Source organism: Ilumatobacter sp., from assembly GCF_039969435.1.
Classification (GTDB): domain Bacteria; phylum Actinomycetota; class Acidimicrobiia; order Acidimicrobiales; family Ilumatobacteraceae; genus Ilumatobacter_A.
The window spans coordinates 107,728-126,927 of record NZ_JBDVNU010000014.1 but is presented as its reverse complement, the minus strand read 5'-3'; the positions used below and the strand labels follow the sequence as shown (position 1 = coordinate 126,927).

The following is a 19,200-nucleotide window of genomic DNA, read 5'->3' as shown; positions in this document are numbered from 1 at the left end:
CTCTCGAGGGACGGACGCCGCCGTCGATGGGACCGAGACCGGTCGAAGAGAAGCGCCGGCGGCGCGGCGCGTCACTCGACCGCGAGTTGCTCGTCGGATGCGAGGATCGGCGAGACGGACCCGACGACGTCACCGTCGTCCATGTTCATCACCCGGACGCCGGTCGCGCCACGCCCCTGCTCGGAGATGTCACGCACCTCCATGCGGATGGTGATCCCGTTGTTCGAGATGGCCACGATCTGGTCGTCCTCGCCCACCATGAACGCAGCGACGACTTCGCCCTTCTTGCCCGTGAGCTTCATCCCGATCACGCCCTGACCGCCGCGGCCCTGGACGTTGAAGTCCTCGAGCTTGGTGCGCTTGCCGTACCCGGCTTCGGTGACGGTGAGGATCGACGTGTCGTCACGCGCCACGTCGACCGACACCACGGCGTCGGTGTCGTTCTTCAGCTTCATGCCGCGAACGCCTCCAGCGGTCCGGCCCATCGCACGCACGTCGTTCTCGTCGAAGCGAATGGTCATCCCGCCCTTGGACACCATGAAGATGTCGTCGTCACCGCTCGTCTCGATCACCTTGACGAGTTCGTCTCCGTCACGGAGATTGATCGCGATCAGACCGTCACGGCGGCTCTTGTCGTATTCGGTGAACGTGGTCTTCTTGACCGTGCCTCGCTTGGTGGCGAAGAACAGGTACCGGTCGCCCGCGAACTGTCGGGTGTCGACGATCGCCTGGACGTTCTCTCCCGGCTGCAGCGGCAGGAGATTGATGATCGGCATCCCCTTCGCCGTCCGGTCACGCTCGGGGATCTCCATCGCGCGCAACCGGTAGACCTTGCCCAGGTTCGTGAAGAACAGCAGGTGGGCGTGCGCGGTCGTGAACTTCACGTGGCGCACGATGTCCTCGGACTTGAGCTTGCCGCCCGACACACCGCGTCCACCGCGTGCCTGGGTCTTGAACGAGTCGGCGGCCACGGCCTTGATGTACTGGGCGTTCGTCATCACGATGACGAGTTCCTTGTCGTCCACCAGGTCCTCGATCGACATCTCGCCGTCGTCGTAGGTGATCTCGCACGTGCGGGGCGTGGCGAACTCGTCGCGGATCGCGATGATCTCTTCCTTGATCACGCTGTTCAACCGCTCCGGTCGGGCCAGGATGTCCTGCAGGTCCTCGATGCTGGCCCGGATGTCCGCCAGTTCGGTCTCGAGATCGATCTTCGACAGACGCGTGAGTTGACGCAACTGCATGTCGAGGATGTCGTTGGCCTGGACCTCGGAGAACTCGAAGGGCTCGGCCATCAGCCCGGCGCGAGCCGAGGCGACGTCGTCGCTGCCGCGGATCAACGCGATGATCGCGTCGATCACGTCGAGCGCCTTGATGCGGCCTTCCAGGATGTGTTCGCGGCGCTCCGCCTTGGCCAAGCGGAACTTCGTGCGCCGGGTGATCACCTCGACCTGGTGACGCACGTAGGCCTCGAGCGCCATCAGGAGGTTGATCTGGCGCGGCACACCGTCGACGAGCGCGACCATGTTGACCGAGAAGCTCGACTGCAGCTGCGTCATCTTGTAGAGCTTGTTGAGCACCACGTTCGGGTTGCCGTCACGCTTCAGCGAGATGATCAGGCTGGTCTTGCCACCCGAGGAGTCGTCGTTGACATCGGAGATGCCTTCGAGATCACCCGAGGTGACGAGTTCGTCGATACGGGCGGCGATCGACGAACAACTCGTCTGGTACGGCAGCTCCGTGACGACGATCTCGTACCGACCGTTCTTATTCTCCTCGATGCTCGCCTTGGCGCGCATCTTCACCGATCCGCGACCGGTGGTGTACGCGTCGACGATCCCTGCACGACCCAGGATGTACGCACCCGTGGGGAAGTCGGGGCCGGTGACGTACTGCATCAGGTCCTCGACCGTGGCGTCGGGGTGGTCGATCAGATGCACCACGGCGTCGATGGTCTCGCCGAGGTTGTGCGGCGGGATGTTCGTGGCCATCCCGACCGCGATCCCCTGGCTGCCGTTGACCAGCAGGTTCGGGAAACGTGCGGGCAGCACGATCGGCTCCTCGATGGTGCCGTCGTAGTTCGGGATCATGTCGACGGTGTCTTCGTCGATGTCGGCGATCATCTGCATCGCCAGCGGATGCAGACGGCATTCCGTGTACCGCGACGCGGCCGCACCGAAGTCGGGCGATCCGTAGTTGCCGTGGAAGTCGATCAGTGGATGGCGCAGGGAGAAGGGCTGGGCCATGCGCACGAGGGCGTCGTAGATGGCCGAGTCGCCGTGCGGATGGAAGCGGGCCATGGTGTCACCCGAGACACGGGCGCACTTGACGTGGGGCCGGTCGGGACGGAAGCCCTGGTCCTCCATGTCCCAGATGATCCGACGGTGCACCGGCTTGAGGCCGTCACGCACGTCGGGCAGAGCCCGCGACATGATGACCGACATCGCGTACTCGAGGAACGAGTTCTCCATCTCCTCCGAGAGTGCGATCGGCTGGATCGGATCCTGCGGCGCGCCACCGTCGCCTGCGGGCGGCTCGGGGGGTTCGGGGGGCTGGTCGCCACCGTCGGACGGTGGGACCGGAGGAGTCGTGTCGGTGATGTCAGTCATTCGAAGTGTCCAAGATGAGAGCGGCGGGGCGAGCGGGACGACGAGGCCCGGGCATCAGAAGTCCAGGTTCTGCACGTCGCGGGCGTTGGTGGTGATGTACTCGCGCCGAGTGGCGACGTCTTCGCCCATCAGGCGCGACATGACGTCGTCGGCGCGAGCGGCCTCGTCGACGTTGACCTGCAGCAGGGTGCGCGTCGCCGGGTCCATCGTGGTGGTGCGCAGCTCGTCCCAGTCCATCTCGCCGAGGCCCTTCAGTCGGGCGAACTGCTTCTTGTGGTTCGGTCGTTGTTCGAGGAACCGGCGGCGGGCGACATCGTCCTTGAGGTAGATCTTCTCCTTGCCGACCTCGGTCGAGTACAGCGGCGGCTGGGCGATGTAGCAGTAGCCGGCCTCGACCATCTCGCGCATCTGTCGGAAGAAGAACGTGAGCAGGAGCGTGCGGATGTGGCTGCCGTCGACGTCGGCGTCGGCCAGGCAGATCACCTTGTGGTACCGGGCCTTCTCGACCTCGAACTCGTCGCCCACCCCGGCCCCGATCGCGGTGATCAGCGCCTGGATCTCGGTGTTCTTCAGCATCTTGTCGACGCGCGCCCGCTCGACGTTGAGGATCTTGCCGCGGATCGGCAGGATCGCCTGGCTGTACGGGTGGCGTGCGTCGACTGCCGTGCCGCCGGCCGAGTCGCCTTCGACGATGAACAGTTCGGACTCGTCGGCGTTCTTCGACTGGCAGTCCTTCAGCTTGTCGGGCATGCCGGCGCCCGACAGAGCGGTCTTGCGACGGATTGCATTGCGCGCGTTCTTGGCGGCGGCTCGAGCCTGTGCGGCCGCGACACCCTTCTTGACCAGCTTGCTCGCTTCGACGGGGTTCTCCTGCAACCATTCGGCGAGGCGCTCGTAGGTGGCCTTCTGCACGAAGGAACGCATCGACACGTTGCCGAGCTTGGCCTTGGTCTGGCCTTCGAACTGCGGCTCGCGCAGCTTCACCGACAGGATCGCCGTGAGACCCTCGCGGACGTCGTCGCCGCTGAGGTTCGGATCCTTCTCCTTGAGCAGGTTCTTCTCGCGTGCGTACTTGTTGATCGCGGAGGTGAGCGCGGAACGGAAGCCCTCGACGTGCATGCCCCCCTCGGTCGTGGAGATGCCGTTCGCGTAGCCGTGGATTCCCTCGTGGTAGCCGGTGTTCCACTGCATGGCGACGTCGAGCATCTGGCCGTCGTCGTCCTCGTCCTCGAACTGGCAGACCTTGCTGAAGAGCGGATCCTTCGTGGCGTTCAGGTGCTTCACGAAGTCGATCAGACCGTTCGTGTACTGGTACGTGACCTGGTTCTCACGTTCCGGTCGCTGATCCTCGAAGTCGATGATCAGGCCCTTGTTGAGGAACGCCATGGTCTGGAGGCGCTCGAGCACGGTGCGAGCCACGAACTCGGTGCCTTCCGCCTGGAAGATCTCGGGATCCGGATGGAACGTGATCGTGGTGCCCGTCTCGCGGCCGCCGGGCGGGGTCTCACCGACGACGACCATCTCGTCGAGTGGTGCGCCACCGTTGCCGTAGTGCTGCTCGTGACGCTTGCCGTCGCGGTCGACCTGGATCAACAGCTTGGTCGACAGCGCGTTGACCACCGAGACGCCCACTCCGTGGAGACCGCCGGAGACCTTGTAGCCGTCGCCGCCGAACTTTCCGCCGGCGTGCAACACGGTGAGGACGACCTCGGCCGCCGATTTGCCCGCGTGCTCACCCGTCTTGAACTGGTCGACGGGGACGCCGCGTCCGTTGTCGCTGACCATGCACCCACCGTCGGCCGTGAGCGTGACACCGATCCGGTCGCAGTGGCCGGCCATGGCCTCGTCGATGGAGTTGTCGACGACTTCCCAGATCAGGTGGTGCAACCCCTGCAGGCCGGTGGAGCCGATGTACATGCCCGGCCGCTTGCGAACCGGGTCGAGCCCTTCGAGCACCGTGATCGCATCGGCCCCGTAGGCAGCTGTGGTCTTGGCGGCGTCGCCGTTCGGCGTGCGGCGCACGCGAGGCTCTGCGTCGGGCAGCGTCTCGGAGTCTTCGGGCCGACGCATCGGCTGCGTCGCGTCGTCGTCATCGGCCATGGTGACTGCGGTGTCAGTGGACACTCGTACCTTCTTGCGTCATCGCCTCCGCGGAGACGTCGGGGTGATTCGAACGTGGTGCCACGTGGGCACGATCGACGTCCACGGACACCGCAGGCCAGACCGGTCAGGTCGGCGCAGCGTCCATGTCATCGTTGCTCGAAAGTCTACCAGCGGGGTACTCCAGAGTCGGGGAGTCGGCCGCGGACGCGACCGTCCGACGTGGTGCCGCCGCACCGGGCGGCGGCACCACACTCGTTCGAGGGTCAGACCCGGACGACGCTCATCTTCATGATCTTGTCGGAGTAGGTCTTCTTGTCGGAGTTCCACAGCGGGGACAGCAGGTTGACGGCCGAACCGATGCAACAGAGCAGGACGAATGCGCCCGAGCACAGGTAGCGGACGAACGCCATGCCCCCACCCACCGGTTGACCGGTCGCGTCCGACACCAGCTTGATGCCCTGCTTCTCCTTGCCGATGGTCTGGCCCGTCTTGCCCTGCACGATGTAGAAGTTCCAGATCGCGTAGCCGATCACCGCGAGGTAGCCGACGATCGAGACCAACAGACCGAGCACATCGGAGATGAGGCTGGCGACGAGGACCACCACGTACACACCGACGATCGGAGCGATGTCGATCAGGTAGGCGATGGCGCGCTGGCCGAACTCGGCGGGCGCGCCCACTGCGCCGGCGGTGCCGGGCGATCCGAATGCGGTGTACCCGGGAGGCGCTCCCGCTCCGGGAGGAGGTGCCGATCCGTAGGCGGGCGGCTGACCACCGTACGACGGAGGCTGCTGACCGCCTGGTGCTCCGTACTGCGGCGGCTGACCGGCCCCGGGGTCGGAGGCCGGCGTCGGGTTGTACGCGACCGTTGCGTCCGACGCAGGGCTCTGGGGCGATGACGGCGCAGCCTGCGGATCGCCGATCCACTGCGAGCCGTCCCAGTAGCGCTGTGTGCCCTCGGGATCGCCCGGGGCGTGGTACCAGCCGGCAGGTGTTCCACCCGTGTTCGTCATGTCGTTCTCCTCCGTCGATGCGTTGCGCTCGTGCGCGTGCAATCGAGAACATAATCGACGCAGAGGGACCGATCGGTTACTTTCGCCGCGCCGACCGCACCCGCACGTCGACCCGGTCGATCTCGACACGTGCTTCCTCGTGCAGTCGGGTGATGATCGTGTCGGCGAGGAACTTCACCTGCGTCGCCCACGTGGCCGTGTCGGCTTCGACGAGCAGCGTGCGCTGGTCGAGTCGTACGGGCCGCACGTGCGCTGCGATCTGGGGACCCACGGCAGCGTCCCACTTGCCGAACACGCCACCGACCTGGATCCGATCGGTTCCGCGCAGCGACTTCATCATCCCGTCGAGGGAACGGGTGATCGGAACGGGGTCGGACACGTCGCTCACGGTAACGAACCGCGATCGTTCACGTGTCGTCGACCACCTCGCCGGCGCGGATCCGGATGACACGGTCCGCGCGCGCGGCGGCAGGCAGCTCGCTCGCCGTCGTGATCACGATCTGCCCCGGGGGCAGGTGACCGAGCAGCGCGGTTCCCCGGCCGTCGTCCAACTCGGACAGCACGTCGTCGAGGACGAGCACGGGAGCCGACCCCGTCCGCTCCGTCACCAATCGGTGTCCCGCCAGGCGCAGTGCCAGCGCCAGCGTGCGCTGTTCGCCCTGAGAGGCATGTGTACGACTGGGCAGTCCGTTGATCGAGAGATCGAGTTCGTCGCGGTGCGGGCCGACCGTCGACACGCCGCGCCGTACGTCGAGGTCACGTGCCGCCCCGAGAGCGGCGAGAAGGCCGACCCTCCGCCACTCCGGTTCGTATCGCAGGGCGACGGGAGTGGCCACACCGGCGAGCTGCTCGTAGGCCTCCTGCACCATCGGCGTGATCCGTGCCACCAGCGTCGCACGGGCGTAGCCGAACTGATCAGCGATCTCGGTGAACTTCGCGTCCCACACGTCGAGCGTGATCGCCACGTCGTCGGAGAGTCCACGCGCCTTCTGTGCCTGTTTGAGCAGGGTGTTGCGCTGTCGCACGATGCGGTCGATCTCGAGTCGGATCGCGTCGTACTTCGTCGCCAGCGCGACGAGGGTGTCGTCCATGAACCGTCGGCGGTCTCCCGGACCGCCCTTCACGACGATCAGGTCGTCGGGCGAGAACACGGTCACCCGCACGGTGCCGAGCAGGTCGCGGACGCGTTGCAGCTTCTGGCGGTTGACCTGGACCCGGTTGCGACCGATGGTGACCAGTTCGGCCTCGATCAACGACGAACGTCCGTCGTCATGGGCGACCGTGGCGCGGATGATCGCCTGGTCCGCCCCCACACGCACGAGCGCGTCACCGGGTGCTCCGCGAAAACTGGACAGCGTGGCGAGATAGGCGAGGGCCTCGGCGAGGTTCGTCTTGCCCTGCCCGTTGTCACCGATGACCGCAGTGGTCCCGGCCGTGAGATCGAACGACGCCGACGCGTAGTTCCGGAAATCCGTGAGCTCGAGCCGGGAGACGATCAAGGCGCCGGAGTCACGGCACCCTGACGGGCATCAGCAGGTACAGGTAGTCGTCCTGGCCGGCACCACGAAGCACGGCCGGCTTCATCGGGTCCATCGTGGCCAGCGTGACGTCGTCGGCGTCGATCGCATCGATGCCCGCCGCGAGGTAGTCCGGGTTGAACGCGACCGTCATCTCGGTGCCGTCGTAGCTCGCGTCGATCTCCTCGACGGCGTTGCCGACGTCCTGGGTGATCGCCGTCAGCTGCACCGTGTCGCCACCGAGGGTGAGACGCACCGGCGTGGAGTCCTGCGCGAGGATCTTCACACGGCGGATCGCCTCCATCATCGACGCCTTGCTCACCGTGAGCAGGTTCGGGTAGCTCGAGGGAAGCAGGTTCCGGTAGTTCGGGAACTCGCCTTCGATCAGTCGCGTGGTGAGGCGGGTGCTCCCCGCTTCGAACGTCGCCTCGCGCTCGCCGAATCGCACGGTGAGTTCCTCGACGTCGCCCATCAGACGCTGGAGTTCGTTGAGCGCACGACCGGGGATCAACACCTTCTGGCCCGACGCGAGCACCGAGGAGTCGGGCAGGTCACGCACCGCCAAGCGGTACGAGTCGGTGGCCACCATGCGCACACCGTCGTCCTCCGACGCCAGCAACACCCCGGTGAGCACCGCACGCGCGTCATCGGTCGACGCCGCGCGCACGACCTGTCGCAGGGATTCGGCCATGGTCTCCGCCGAGATGGTGACGACCTCACCGGACGGCTCGGACTGGCTCGGATAGTCGTCGAGCGACAGCGGGCGCACCGAGAACTGCGAGCGACCCGCGCTGATCGACATCTCACCGCTGCCACCAGCATCCAAGGCGATCTCGACCGCACCGGCCGGCAACGCCTTGACGATGTCGCCGACGAGACGCGCCGGTACGACGGCGGCTCCGTCCTGCTCGCCTCCCACCTCGACCGTGAGCCGGATGGTCAGTTCGAGGTCGGTGCCCGTCACCGTCAAGGTGTCGCCCTCGACCTGGATTCTCACGCCGGAGAGCACCGGCAGGGTGCCGGTCCGGTTGGTGGCGGCACGCCCTGCAGAGTTCAGGGCGTCTGCCAGGACATCACGTTCGCAACGAAACTTCACGGTTTGGACTTCTCCTCACGAGGGGATGTATTCAGATCAGGAGTACTAGTAGGTGCTGTGGATTGGGGACAAGCCACGTCGGACCAGCGTACGGGCACCGACGGCGTCCACATGGGATGGCGCGAACTCCACAGGTCGCGAGTGCCACGCGTGTGATTCGGTGGACGACGCTTCGCTCGTCCCCATGACGCGGCGCGTACCGAGGTCTCGCGTCCACCGCGATGTCCACCGCGCGTGCGTTCGGCCCACGGTGTCTCGGTCGCGCGACGGTTCGTGGTGATCACGCTCGTCACGCCTTCAACTGCTGGAGGAGGTCGGTCACCTGGTCGTAGACCTGTTTGCGTTCCTTCATCAGACGTTGGATCTTCTCGTTGGCGTGGATCACCGTCGTGTGGTCACGCCCTCCGAAGAGTCGGGCGATCGCCGGGTAGCTGAGGTCGGTCAGCTCACGGAACACGTACATCGCCTCCTGGCGGGCAGTGACGAGGGGCCGTTGACGACTCTTGCTCTTGAGTGCCTCGACGTCGAACTTGAGGATGCCGGCGATCTCGTCGAGCAACTCCTCGGGCGTGCGCACCTTGGGACGCGACACCGTGAGCAGGTCGGCGAGCTGCTGCTGCACGAGTTCGACGGTGATGGGTTGGCGGCTGAGGCTGGCGAAGGCCATGACCCGCACGAGCGCACCTTCGAGTTCGCGGATGTTCGTCGAGATGTTCTCGGCGACGAACTCGAGTGCGGCCCCGGGAACCTCGATGTCCTCACGCTCGGCCTTGTTGCGCAGGATCGCGAGCCGGGTCTCGACGTCGGGCGGCTGGATGTCGGTGATCAGCCCCCACTTGAAGCGACTGCGCAGGCGTTCCTCCAGCGTGGGGATGGCGTCGGGCATGCGATCGGAACTGATGACGATCTGCTTGTTCGCGCCGTGGAGTGCGTTGAACGTGTGGAAGAACTCCTCCTGGAGGCCCTCCTTGTTCGCGATGAACTGGATGTCGTCGATGAGCAGGACGTCGATGTCGCGGTACCGCTGACGCAACAGGTTGGTGGTGTTGTTGCGGATCGACTCGACGTACTCGTTCATGAACGTCTCGGTCGAGACGTAGCGGATCTTGTGGTGCTGGTAGTTCTGGTGGACGTAGTGACCGATCGCGTACAGGAGATGGGTCTTGCCGAGTCCGGCGGACCCGTAGATGAAGAGCGGGTTGTAGCTGCGGGCGGGGGTCTCCGCGACGCGCAGCGCGGCGGCCAACGGGAACTGGTTCGACGCACCCTTGACGAACGTGTCGAAGGTGTAGTCCGTGCTGAGGCCGGCCTCTTCGAGCAGGTGGTTGCGGTCGTGGTTGAGGCTGCCGTGCGGTTGGACGCGTTCGGAATCGCGGGGGCCGTCGGCCGACGGAGAAGACGGTTCGGGCTCGGAGGGGGTCTCGACGATCTCGACGGCATTGTCGACGTCGATCACGATCTCACGGTGGCCGAGGCCGGATTCGTCGAGCGCATCGACGATCATCGGAAGGTACCGGGTGGTGATCCGATCGCGAACGTACGCCGACGGTGCGAGCAGACGGAAGGTCTGATCGTCGACAGCGATGGGCGTGATCTCCTGGAAGGTGGAGAACCAGACGCTCTCGGCGAGCTGTGATCGCAGGGACAACGTCACCTGGGTCCACATGTCGTCGGCGTCGGTGATCGGCATGGTGAGTCCAGGTTCGGTGTCTCGAGTGATCCACAGCGTTGTCCACAGAGTGTGGACGAGCGACTCGGCGGATCGGAACACGGCACGCTAGCAGCTCGCAAGCGCGCCGAAAACTTCGCAAAATGACGCCCTCACGCTGGGCAAACGCGACTCGGCACACCCTGTGGGTAAGTTACATCGACGTAGTTCGTGAGCTCGGGCACCATCGCATCCGAGCCCATTTCCGTCCCGTGCTCCCGGCCGACGCCGGACCCCTCCGAGGCGGCGTCGCGGCGGGATGGAGACGAGGTTGGGACCGTGTGTCGCGCGGCCGTAGCCTGGCGGACCACATCCGAACACGAGCCACCGGCTCGGTCGATCACTGCTGCGCCTCTGTCTCGAGCAGCGTCCGACTCCCTCTCGTTCGGCCAGTGTGTTCGAAAGCCACGGAGTATCACGTGAAGCGTACCTACCAGCCCAACGCCCGACGTCGGTCGAAGAAGCACGGCTTCCGCGCCCGCATGAGCACCCGCGCCGGTCGCGCCGTGCTCAAGTCCCGGCGTGACAAGGGCCGGGCTCGCCTGTCCGCTTGATCGGCCGGATTCGTACTCGCGACGACTTCGAGCGGCTTCGCCGTGAGGGTCGTCGGATACGAATCGAACCCTTCTGGTGTTCACATCTGAGCGATCCGTCGGCGAACCCACCACAGGTGGCGTTCGCGATCAGTCGGGCGGTCGGCAATGCGGTGGTCCGCAACCGACTCCGACGACGTCTGCGCGCCATCATGGCGACCATCGATGTGCCGCCCGGTCTGTACCTGCTCGGCTGTCGGCCGGCGGCGAGCGAACTGACGTTCGAGGAGATCGCCTCCACGCTGGGGCGACTCCCGTCGAAGGTCCGAGCGAGCGGATGAACGACGTGGCATTCGATGCGCCTCAGGGGCGGGCTCGAGGATGGGCCCTGTCGGCGATCGACTGGTACCAACGAGCGATGCAGGGCCGATTGTCGCCTTGCCGGTTCCACCCCTCGTGTTCGTCGTATGCCGCCGAGGCCTACGAACTCCACGGTGCTCGCCGGGGAACGTGGTTGACCCTCCGGCGCCTCGTCCGGTGTCGCCCGTTCGGCCCGTCCGGATTCGATCCGGTTCCCGAAGCACCGACCCATCACACCGTCGCCGTCGGCGACCCCGATCTCGCCCACAAGGACTGCTGACACATGTTCGAGATTCCCGCAGCCATGCTCTCGTGGTTCTACGGAGCCACCAACAGCTACATCATCGCCATCGCTCTGATGTCGGTGGTGGTGATGGCCATCACCACGCCGCTGACGCTCAAGAGCACCAAGGGAATGTTGGAGATGCAGAAGTTGTCGCCCGAGATGCGACGGCTGCAGAACGAGTACCGCAACGACAAGACCAAGCTCAACGAAGAGATGATGAAGCTCTACCAGGAGCACAAGGTCAACCCCATGTCGTCCTGTCTGCCGATCTTCGCGCAGATGCCGGTGTTCATCGTGATGTTCCGCATCATGCAGGCACTGACCTACTCGCCTCGCGGCTCCGCCGAACCGATCGCTGCGGCGACGTTCACCGCGACCGGTCGAGCCGACGAGATCGGCGGCTTCATCCCGCGCTTCCTCTCGGTCGACTCCCCTCTCTTCCAGTCCCTGTACGGGAAGTTCACGATGCCCGAACTGGGACTCGATCTGAGCCTCTCCCCCTTCCGGGCGATCAGCGACGACCCGGTGAAGGGCCTGGTCTATGCGCTGCTGGTCGTTGCTCTCGGCGGTCTGTACTTCGGTCAGCAGCGCATGGTCGCCGCACGGGCTGCGGTCAGCCCGACGATGTCGCCCACTCAGCAGAAGGTCATGCAGTACCTGCCCGTGGTGTTCGCGGTCTTCCAGATCTTCTTCCTGACTGCCTTGGTCATCTACTACATCTTCCAGACCCTGCTGCGGATCCTGCAGCAGTACTACATCACCAAGAAGTTCTACGGTGACGACGAGTCGCTGGGTCGCCAGGCACAGCGCGCCGGCGAAGCGGCACGTGAGCACGCCAAGGAGAAGGGTGAGACCGGAGGGTTCCTGGCGCAGGCCAAGCGCGACCTCACAGCCGGTCGCCCCGACAAGCAGGCCGACGACGCCCAGAAGAACGTCGGTGGCGCGAAGAAGAAGGACTCGACCACGCCGAGCGCACGCCCGACGGGTCAGAGCAAGCGAGTCACGCCTCCCAAGTCGCGTCCGACCGATGCGAGTCGGAACGATGCCGCAGGTGGGAAGGGTCGCCCGACCCCGACCCGCAAGCAGGCCGAGGCAGCCAAGAGTCGACCGAAGTCGAACAAGCCGGTCGCCAAGAAGAAGAAGCGTTGACCGAGCGATCGTCGATCGCCGACATCTCACCATCGAGAGATCCCGGACTCACCGGATCTCGGTATCACCACAGGGAAGAAGGACCACATGGAGTGGGTGGAAACCACAGCGAAGACCGTGGAAGCAGCCAAGGAGGCGGCACTCGACCGTCTGGGCGTCGCAGCGGACGAAGCAGAGTTCGACGTGCTCGACGAGCCGCGACCAGGCCTGTTCGGTCGGACGCGCGGAGAAGGTCGGGTCCGGGCGAGGGTCAAGCCGGCTCACGTCCGTCCGAAGCAGGAGCGGCGTCGGCGCGGTGCCAAGTCGTCGAGCGGCGACGCGACGCCGTCCGGGTCATCGGCCGGCAGCGGGTCTGCCACCGAACACGACAGTACCGATGACGTCGACGCCGACGAGTTGACGACGCAGCCGTCCACTGACCGTGCGGCCACATCGACCAAGCCGGACGCGTCGAGTCGGCCATCGAATGGCCGCCCGCGCGGTGGCCGCGACAACGATCGAACGAGAAACAGCCAGGAGAAGAAGATGAGCAACGAAGAGCGAGAGCCGTCCCCGGTCTCTCCACAAGAGGTCGGCGACGCCGCTGTCCTGTTCATGGACGGACTGGTTGCCGCGTTCGGTTCGTCCGGATCGACCAGCCTCGAGGTCGACGGAACCGAACTCGACGTCCAGGTCGACGGCGAAGGACTCGGGCTGCTGGTCGGCCCAGGCGGACGTACGTTGAACGCCGTGCAGGATCTCGCTCGCGTGTCTGCACAACGGCGTCTCGGAGATCACGAGACTCGGCTTCGCATCGACGTGGCCGGCTACCGTGCCCGTCGCAGCGAGGCGCTCCAACGGTTTGCGGTCGACGTGGCAGCGTCGGTGCGCGAGAGCGGGACGCCCCGTGCGTTGGAGCCGATGAACTCGGCGGACCGCAAGGTGATCCACGACGCGTTGAACGACGAGGACGGCGTCGAGAGCCGGTCGGAAGGCGATGATCCGAACCGTCGGATCGTCGTCGTTCCCGCCTGACGACTCCCCGCTGCCACACCGCAGCCACCGGGTTTCCCCGGTGTCGATGACAGCCCGACCGCAGTGCGGTCGGGCTGTCGTCGTTTTCACCTCGGTGCCGGCCGCCGAGGATGAGGCGCCGCCGGGTGGAGCACAGACGCCGTGCTGTCGTCGTACCGGCGGCAATCGTCCGGTCGTCGTGCGAACTCCGGGAGGTCCGCATACAGCATGTTCGTGTTCGGGTGGCGGAACCGTGGCACACTGCCCGAGTGTCATTCGACCCGGATGCGTACGAGGTCCTTGAGGAAAGCCAGCGTTTGGGGTTCCTGGGGGAGCGCGATGTCGCAGAGGTGATCGAGCACGCTCGCGCCTTCGTCGGTGCGCTGACGGATGTGTCGGGGGTCGTGGTCGACCTCGGTTCGGGGGGTGGGGTTCCAGGACTCGTGATCGCTCACGATCGTCCCGACCTTCGCGTGATCCTGGTCGATCGGCGGGCGAAGCGAACGGATTTCCTCGAACGGGCGGTGCGGCGTCTCCGATGGAACGACCGGGTGTCCGTCCTGTGCGCGGATGCGTCCGCCCTCCGCTCACGCATCGATGACGTGTCTGCCGTCGTCGCCCGCGGCTTCGGACCTCCCAGGGAAGCATTGAGCTTCGGAGCCGGGATCGTTCGTAGCGGCGGTCGCATCGTGATCTCGGAGCCACCGAGTGGTGACCGGTGGGCGGTTGACGCGTTCGTCGATCTGGGTGTGGTCAGGGTCGACGACGGAAGCGGCCAGGTGTCGATCTTCGCCAGAACGGGCGCGTGACGATCCGTCAATCATGTTCCACGTGAAACATTCACGCCGCTTCCGTGATCTTCTCGGTCCCATCATGCTCCCCCGTCGAGCGGCTCACGCCGGTCCACGACGACCACCGCCCGCGCAGGCGCTGGGTGCATGTCGATATCGTGCAGGCGAGCGAGTGTCTGCCGATGTTTCACGTGGAACATCAGCAACGGTGGAACTGCCGCACGTCGGCGCCTCCGTCCCTCTTGGGATGCGATCAGCATCGGATGGCTGGCCGGTGCTCTCGATCCGCGCCGCTGCGCGCCATCGTTCTGATGACGCCGTCGTTCTGATGACGCTCGACGTGCCCGATGTTCCACGTGAAACATCTCGAGGGTCCTTGTAACTGTGCGTCGAATCGGGCACAGTACGGGCCGCTGTTCTCCAGCGTCAATCGAATGGAACATGCCGTGACTCAAGACGACGCACCAGAAGGTGCACCGAACGACCCGGTCCCCGACGAGGGGACGACTCCCGATACAACTCCCCCTGCATCACCCGACACCTCACTCGACACCTCACCCGACGCGGTACCCCCGCACGTGGTTCGTCGTCCGCTGCCGCGGATCATCGCCATCGCGAACCAGAAGGGCGGAGTCGGCAAGACCACCACGACGGTGAACCTCGGTGCGTCGCTCGCTGAACTCGGCCTCCGGACGCTCTTGATCGACCTCGACCCGCAGGGGAACGCATCGACGGGGCTCGGGATCGAGAACCGTGGTCTCGAACATTCGATGTACCACGTGATGTTGCACGACGAACCGCTCGAGAACGTGGTGGAGCCCACCGACGTCAAGAACCTGTTCGTCGCTCCGGCATCACTGGATCTGGCCGGCGCAGAGATCGAACTGGTCCCAGCGTTCTCCCGAGAGCAACGCCTGAAGCGAGCGATCGACGCAGTGCTCGACGACTACGACTACGTGTTGATCGACTGTCCCCCGTCACTCGGACTCCTCACGGTCAACGGTCTGTCCGCAGCGCGGGAAGTGCTGGTTCCGATCCAGTGCGAGTACTACGCCCTCGAAGGCCTGGGTCAACTGCTGCGCAACGTCGACCTGGTGAAGAAGAACCTGAACCCGGAGCTGGAGGTGAGCACGATCCTGTGCGTGATGTACGACGCACGGACGAAGCTCTCGGATCAGGTGGTCAGCGAAGTGCGACAACACTTCGGCGACAAGGTGCTGAGGTCGATCATCCCGCGCTCGGTGCGCCTGTCCGAAGCTCCGTCGTTCGGACAACCGATCACGACGTTCGATTCCAAGTCCCGGGGCGCACTGGCGTATCGGGACGCTGCCAAGGAGGTACATCGTGACGCGTCGTAGCGGACTCGGAAAGGGGCTCAGTTCGCTGATCCCCATGGATGACAGCGCACCGGGAGCTTCCGGTGCCCAGCCCGAACTTCGGGAGATCCCGACAGCGTCGGTCACCCCCAACCCGCATCAGCCCCGCCAACACTTCGACGAGGAGTCCCTCGTCGAACTGGCGGCGTCGATCGCGGAGATGGGGGTCCTCCAGCCGATCCTCGTCCGACCGCTCGACGACGACCGTTACGAACTCGTCGCCGGTGAACGTCGTTGGCGGGCGACGCAGCGCGCGGGTTTGGCGACCATCCCTGCGATCGTCCGGACCGCCACGGATCTCAGTTCCATCGAGCACGCGCTCGTCGAGAACCTTCATCGTCAGGACCTGACCGCCCTCGAAGAGGCCGCTGCGTACCAGCAGTTGATCGAGGACTTCGAGTTCACCCATGACGATCTCGCAGGACGGGTCGGCAAGAGCCGATCGTCGATCACGAATTCGCTGCGGCTCCTCGGACTGCCGCCGTCGGTGCAGTCACTGCTCGCCGACGGACGGCTCAGCGCTGGTCATGCGCGGGCACTGCTGGGGACACCGGATCGGGCGCGTCAGGAAGCGTTGGCCCGTGAAGCGGTGGACGACGGGTGGTCGGTGCGCATGGTCGAGCAGGCCGTCCGAGGAGTCCGACCTGATGCCGTTCCTCCGCTCGATGAGGACGAGGACACCACCGATTCGTCGACGACCTCGGCAACGATCGACGGTGCCGGACTCACCCCTGCCACGAGGCTGCGCCCTCCGGGACTGCTCGAACTGGAGGAGCTCTTGGCCGAGCACCTGGCGACGCGAGTGAGTGTCCAGTTGGGCGCCAAGCGTGGCAAGGTCACGATCGACTTCGCTGACCTCGAGGATCTCGAGCGCATCTATCGCCAGATGACCCAGTGAGGAGTCGACCCGCGCGTGAGGGTCGCGCGCGACCTCGCGCGTGAGGTTGATGTGCACAACTGTTCACTCAAGGGTTCTCGCGCGTGGAGTGGCCGGACGACCGACGGATCGCCACATGACGCGGTGGTGACCTGAAGATGTCCTACAGGGAAACACACAGATTGGGGACATACCTGTGGATAACCACAGTAAATCGTTGCGGGGCAACGATTCCGTCAGTCGATGTGTGGTCGAGAGACAGCGCCTGTTGCGTTCATCGGGGCCTGGCTCCAGGCGGCCACGGCACGGGTGACCGCCTCACTCAGGCGGTTCGTCCGGTCCACCACGCTGCGCACCGGGCCGACCGAGCAGAGCACTGCGGGCATGCGTGTCTCGCGCAGTACGGGAAGGCGCATTCCCGCAAGCTCGGGTCGGGCTTCGAGAACGTCGTCGAGCTCGTCGACGATGTGCGAGGCGAGCACGCGGCCACCGATCGACTCGAACGACGGAACGGCGAAGTAGGAGATGATCGAGCGCGGTGCCGGGTGTGCGTCGAAACCGACGTAGGCGTTCGCCCCGAAGCGGTTCGCCGCGGCTGCTTGCGCAGCAGCTTCGTACTCGTCGGTCGACATCACGGTCGCCCCACGCTCGCGCAGTGATCGTGCCACGGTGCGGGTGATCGAACTCAGACCGCCGAACTGACCGACCACCAGGCGCAGTCCGCCGATCGACGACGGACCCGAGCGGGTCTCCGCTTCACGAATCGAAGCGACACCCGGACCCGTTCCGCTCTTCTCGCTGACGAGGCGCAACGTGCGCACGGTCTGAGCGCCACAGATGCCGTCGGCGGTCAGACCGGAGTTGCGTTGGAAGTCGATCACGGCGCGACTGGCCGACGGCCCGAAGATGCCGTCGGGGCGACCGCAGTCGAAACCGACGTGGTTCAGGGACCGTTGGAGGTCGGCCACGTCGTCGCCGCGCAACATCGGAGCGTTCAACATGAGCAGCCGGTCGCCGAGTGACCAACCGGCTTCGATCAGGGCGAGCCAGGTGGGCTCGTCACAGGCACCGCTGACGAGGACGCCGCGCTGCGTCTGGAACGAGGTGACCATGTCCGAGGTGACCACGCAGAAAACGCCGGGTTCGGCGCCGACCGGATCGAATCCGGCGGCGCCGAGCCGGCGCTGCAGATCTCGGATGGCTTCGCCGCGTTGGCCGCGGGTCAGCGGGAAGTGGCCAGGAATCCGTCGATCTCCTCGAGCAGGGCGCCCTTGCTCTTGGCGCCGGTGATGCGCCCGACGACTTCACCCTTGTCGAACACGATGAGCGTCGGGATGGACATGACGCTGTACTTCATCGCGATGTCGGGGTTGTCGTCCACGTTCAGTTTGGTGATCGACAGCTCGTCACGCTCCCCGGCGATCTCGCTGAGGATAGGTGCGATCTTCTTGCAGGGTCCACACCACTCGGCCCAGAAGTCGACGACCACGGGGCCGTCGGCGCCCGCGACGGTCTCGTCGAAGGTCGCGGTGGAGAGGTCGGTGATTCCGTTTGCCATGTTCATGGTCCTTTCGAAGATGTCAGACCCGTACAACCCGGTGCGTCGGGAGGTCATTCCCGACAGCACCGTACCGGCGCAGAACGATCCGGAAACGGATCAGTGCTGGTCTTCGAGCCAGCGTTCGGCGTCGATGGCTGCCATGCATCCGCTGCCCGCAGCGGTGATCGCCTGTCGGTACACCGAGTCCTTGACGTCGCCGCAGGCGAAAACGCCCGGCACGTTGGTGTAGGTGGAGTCGGGTCGGGTGACGAGGTAGCCGGTGGCCTCGTCCATGTCGAGCACGCCGCGGAACAGGTCGGTGTTCGGCTTGTGGCCGATCGCGACGAACAGCCCGGTGACGTTCAACGTGCCGGTCTCACCGGTCTCGTTGTTCACGACGTCGATGCTCTCGACCTTGTCGGCGCCGTTGATCTCGGTGACCGAGGTGTTCCACAGGAACTCGATCTTCGGGTTCGCCAGGGCCCGGTCCTGCATGATCGCCGAGGCGCGGAGTTCGCCACGGCGCACGATGACGGTGACCTTGTCCGCGAACTTCGTGAGGAAGCCCGCCTCTTCGAGTGCGGAGTCGCCCCCGCCGACGACGGCGATCTCGTGCCCTCGGAAGAAGAACCCGTCGCACGTGGCGCAGGTGGACAGACCGTGACCGATCAACCGTTCCTCGGCCTCGAGGCCGAGCATCAGCGACTGGGCACCCGTCGACACGATGACCGAGTTGGCCCGGTACGTGGCCTCGCGGGTCGTGATGGTGAACGGCCGTTCGCTGAAGTCGATCGAACTCGCCTTCTCGGTCTTGACGATCGTGCCGAAGCGCTCGGCCTGTGCGCGCATCTCGTCCATCAACTCCGGGCCCATGATGCCGTCACGGAATCCGGGGAAGTTCTCGACCTCGGTCGTGAGCATCAGCTGCCCACCGGGCTGATCGGAGGTGGACGACGGTTCGCCTTCGATGAGCAGTGGAGCGAGATTGGCCCGGGCGGTGTAGATCGCTGCGGTGAGGCCCGAGGGGCCCGAACCGATGATCACGACGTCGTGCACGACGTCCGTCCCGGCGATCTCGGACTCTGCGGTGTCGGGGCTGGTGCTGGCGGTCATGTCGAACTCCGTGTTCATCTGGTGGTGTTCTCACCTGGTGGTACTCATCTGGTGACGTTCGTCTGGTGAGGTTCGTCTGGTGGGGGTCAGGGGTTCGGGCGACGAAGAACCCGGCCGATCCTGCAGGTTCGTCAAC

At 65.5% G+C, this 19,200-nt stretch carries 18 protein-coding genes; 8 read left to right on the top strand and 10 right to left on the bottom strand.

Annotated features, from left to right (window positions below):
- Window positions 1-71: 71 nt before the first annotated feature.
- The 7 genes from gyrA to dnaA all read right to left on the bottom strand — a co-directional run bounded on the left by gyrA (window position 72) and on the right by dnaA (window position 10,028).
- The gene (gene gyrA, locus ABJK40_RS07980) at window positions 72-2,609 is read right to left on the bottom strand and encodes a DNA gyrase subunit A (protein WP_348482269.1); all 2,538 of its coding nucleotides are present in this window, start codon (window positions 2,607-2,609) and stop codon (window positions 72-74) included.
- A gap of 54 nt (window positions 2,610-2,663) precedes the next feature.
- Window positions 2,664-4,733, bottom strand: a complete 2,070-nt coding sequence (locus ABJK40_RS07975; RefSeq protein WP_348482271.1) for a DNA topoisomerase subunit B — start codon at window positions 4,731-4,733, stop codon at window positions 2,664-2,666.
- A gap of 242 nt (window positions 4,734-4,975) precedes the next feature.
- Complete coding sequence (locus ABJK40_RS07970; protein ID WP_348482273.1) at window positions 4,976-5,725, bottom strand: RDD family protein; 750 nt, start codon at window positions 5,723-5,725, stop codon at window positions 4,976-4,978.
- Between the two features lie 76 nt (window positions 5,726-5,801).
- Window positions 5,802-6,104, bottom strand: a complete 303-nt coding sequence (locus ABJK40_RS07965; RefSeq protein ID WP_348482274.1) for a DUF721 domain-containing protein — start codon at window positions 6,102-6,104, stop codon at window positions 5,802-5,804.
- Window positions 6,105-6,132: 28 nt separating this feature from the next.
- Window positions 6,133-7,224 carry a DNA replication/repair protein RecF gene (locus ABJK40_RS07960; RefSeq protein ID WP_348482276.1) on the bottom strand — a complete coding sequence of 364 codons (1,092 nt, stop codon included), beginning with the start codon at window positions 7,222-7,224 and terminating at the stop codon, window positions 6,133-6,135.
- Window positions 7,225-7,234: 10 nt separating this feature from the next.
- Window positions 7,235-8,338, bottom strand: a complete 1,104-nt coding sequence (gene dnaN / locus ABJK40_RS07955) for a DNA polymerase III subunit beta (RefSeq protein WP_348482278.1) — start codon at window positions 8,336-8,338, stop codon at window positions 7,235-7,237.
- A 289-nt stretch (window positions 8,339-8,627) separates the two neighbouring features.
- Window positions 8,628-10,028 carry a chromosomal replication initiator protein DnaA gene (dnaA, locus tag ABJK40_RS07950; RefSeq protein ID WP_348482279.1) on the bottom strand — a complete coding sequence of 467 codons (1,401 nt, stop codon included), beginning with the start codon at window positions 10,026-10,028 and terminating at the stop codon, window positions 8,628-8,630.
- Window positions 10,029-10,465: 437 nt separating this feature from the next.
- On the opposite strand from dnaA, the gene rpmH reads away from it, so the two are divergent.
- The 8 genes from rpmH (at window position 10,466) to ABJK40_RS07910 (ending at window position 16,432) form a co-directional block, all read left to right on the top strand.
- A complete protein-coding gene (gene rpmH, locus ABJK40_RS07945) occupies window positions 10,466-10,600 on the top strand; it encodes a 50S ribosomal protein L34 (RefSeq protein WP_348482281.1) in 135 nt (44 codons plus the stop codon).
- Entirely contained in the window at window positions 10,597-10,920 is a 324-nt protein-coding gene (gene rnpA / locus ABJK40_RS07940) for a ribonuclease P protein component (RefSeq protein ID WP_348482283.1), read from the top strand. Before rpmH ends, rnpA begins: the two co-directional genes overlap by 4 nt.
- Complete coding sequence (gene yidD, locus ABJK40_RS07935) at window positions 10,917-11,219, top strand: membrane protein insertion efficiency factor YidD (RefSeq protein WP_348482285.1); 303 nt, start codon at window positions 10,917-10,919, stop codon at window positions 11,217-11,219. Before rnpA ends, yidD begins: the two co-directional genes overlap by 4 nt.
- Before the next feature lie 3 nt (window positions 11,220-11,222).
- Window positions 11,223-12,374, top strand: a complete 1,152-nt coding sequence (gene yidC / locus ABJK40_RS07930; RefSeq protein WP_348482287.1) for a membrane protein insertase YidC — start codon at window positions 11,223-11,225, stop codon at window positions 12,372-12,374.
- 87 nt (window positions 12,375-12,461) lie between these two features.
- Window positions 12,462-13,388, top strand: coding sequence for an RNA-binding cell elongation regulator Jag/EloR (jag, locus tag ABJK40_RS07925; RefSeq protein ID WP_348482289.1), 927 nt, complete (start codon window positions 12,462-12,464; stop codon window positions 13,386-13,388).
- 248 nt (window positions 13,389-13,636) lie between these two features.
- A complete protein-coding gene (locus ABJK40_RS07920; RefSeq protein ID WP_348510219.1) occupies window positions 13,637-14,176 on the top strand; it encodes an RsmG family class I SAM-dependent methyltransferase in 540 nt (179 codons plus the stop codon).
- A gap of 428 nt (window positions 14,177-14,604) precedes the next feature.
- On the top strand, window positions 14,605-15,516 hold the full coding sequence (locus ABJK40_RS07915; RefSeq protein WP_348510218.1) for an AAA family ATPase: 912 nt from the start codon (window positions 14,605-14,607) through the stop codon (window positions 15,514-15,516).
- Window positions 15,517-15,550: 34 nt separating this feature from the next.
- On the top strand, window positions 15,551-16,432 hold the full coding sequence (locus ABJK40_RS07910) for a ParB/RepB/Spo0J family partition protein (protein ID WP_348482294.1): 882 nt from the start codon (window positions 15,551-15,553) through the stop codon (window positions 16,430-16,432).
- A 215-nt stretch (window positions 16,433-16,647) separates the two neighbouring features.
- On the opposite strand, the gene ABJK40_RS07905 is transcribed toward ABJK40_RS07910, so the two are convergent.
- From ABJK40_RS07905 to trxB, 3 genes are all read right to left on the bottom strand, one after another.
- Window positions 16,648-17,610: a peptidoglycan-binding protein gene (locus ABJK40_RS07905; RefSeq protein WP_348510230.1), complete on the bottom strand. Its 963-nt coding sequence runs from the start codon at window positions 17,608-17,610 to the stop codon at window positions 16,648-16,650.
- Between the two features lie 23 nt (window positions 17,611-17,633).
- Window positions 17,634-17,969, bottom strand: coding sequence for a thioredoxin (trxA, locus tag ABJK40_RS07900; protein ID WP_348482296.1), 336 nt, complete (start codon window positions 17,967-17,969; stop codon window positions 17,634-17,636).
- A 99-nt stretch (window positions 17,970-18,068) separates the two neighbouring features.
- On the bottom strand, window positions 18,069-19,064 hold the full coding sequence (gene trxB / locus ABJK40_RS07895) for a thioredoxin-disulfide reductase (RefSeq protein ID WP_348482298.1): 996 nt from the start codon (window positions 19,062-19,064) through the stop codon (window positions 18,069-18,071).
- Window positions 19,065-19,200: the final 136 nt, after the last annotated feature.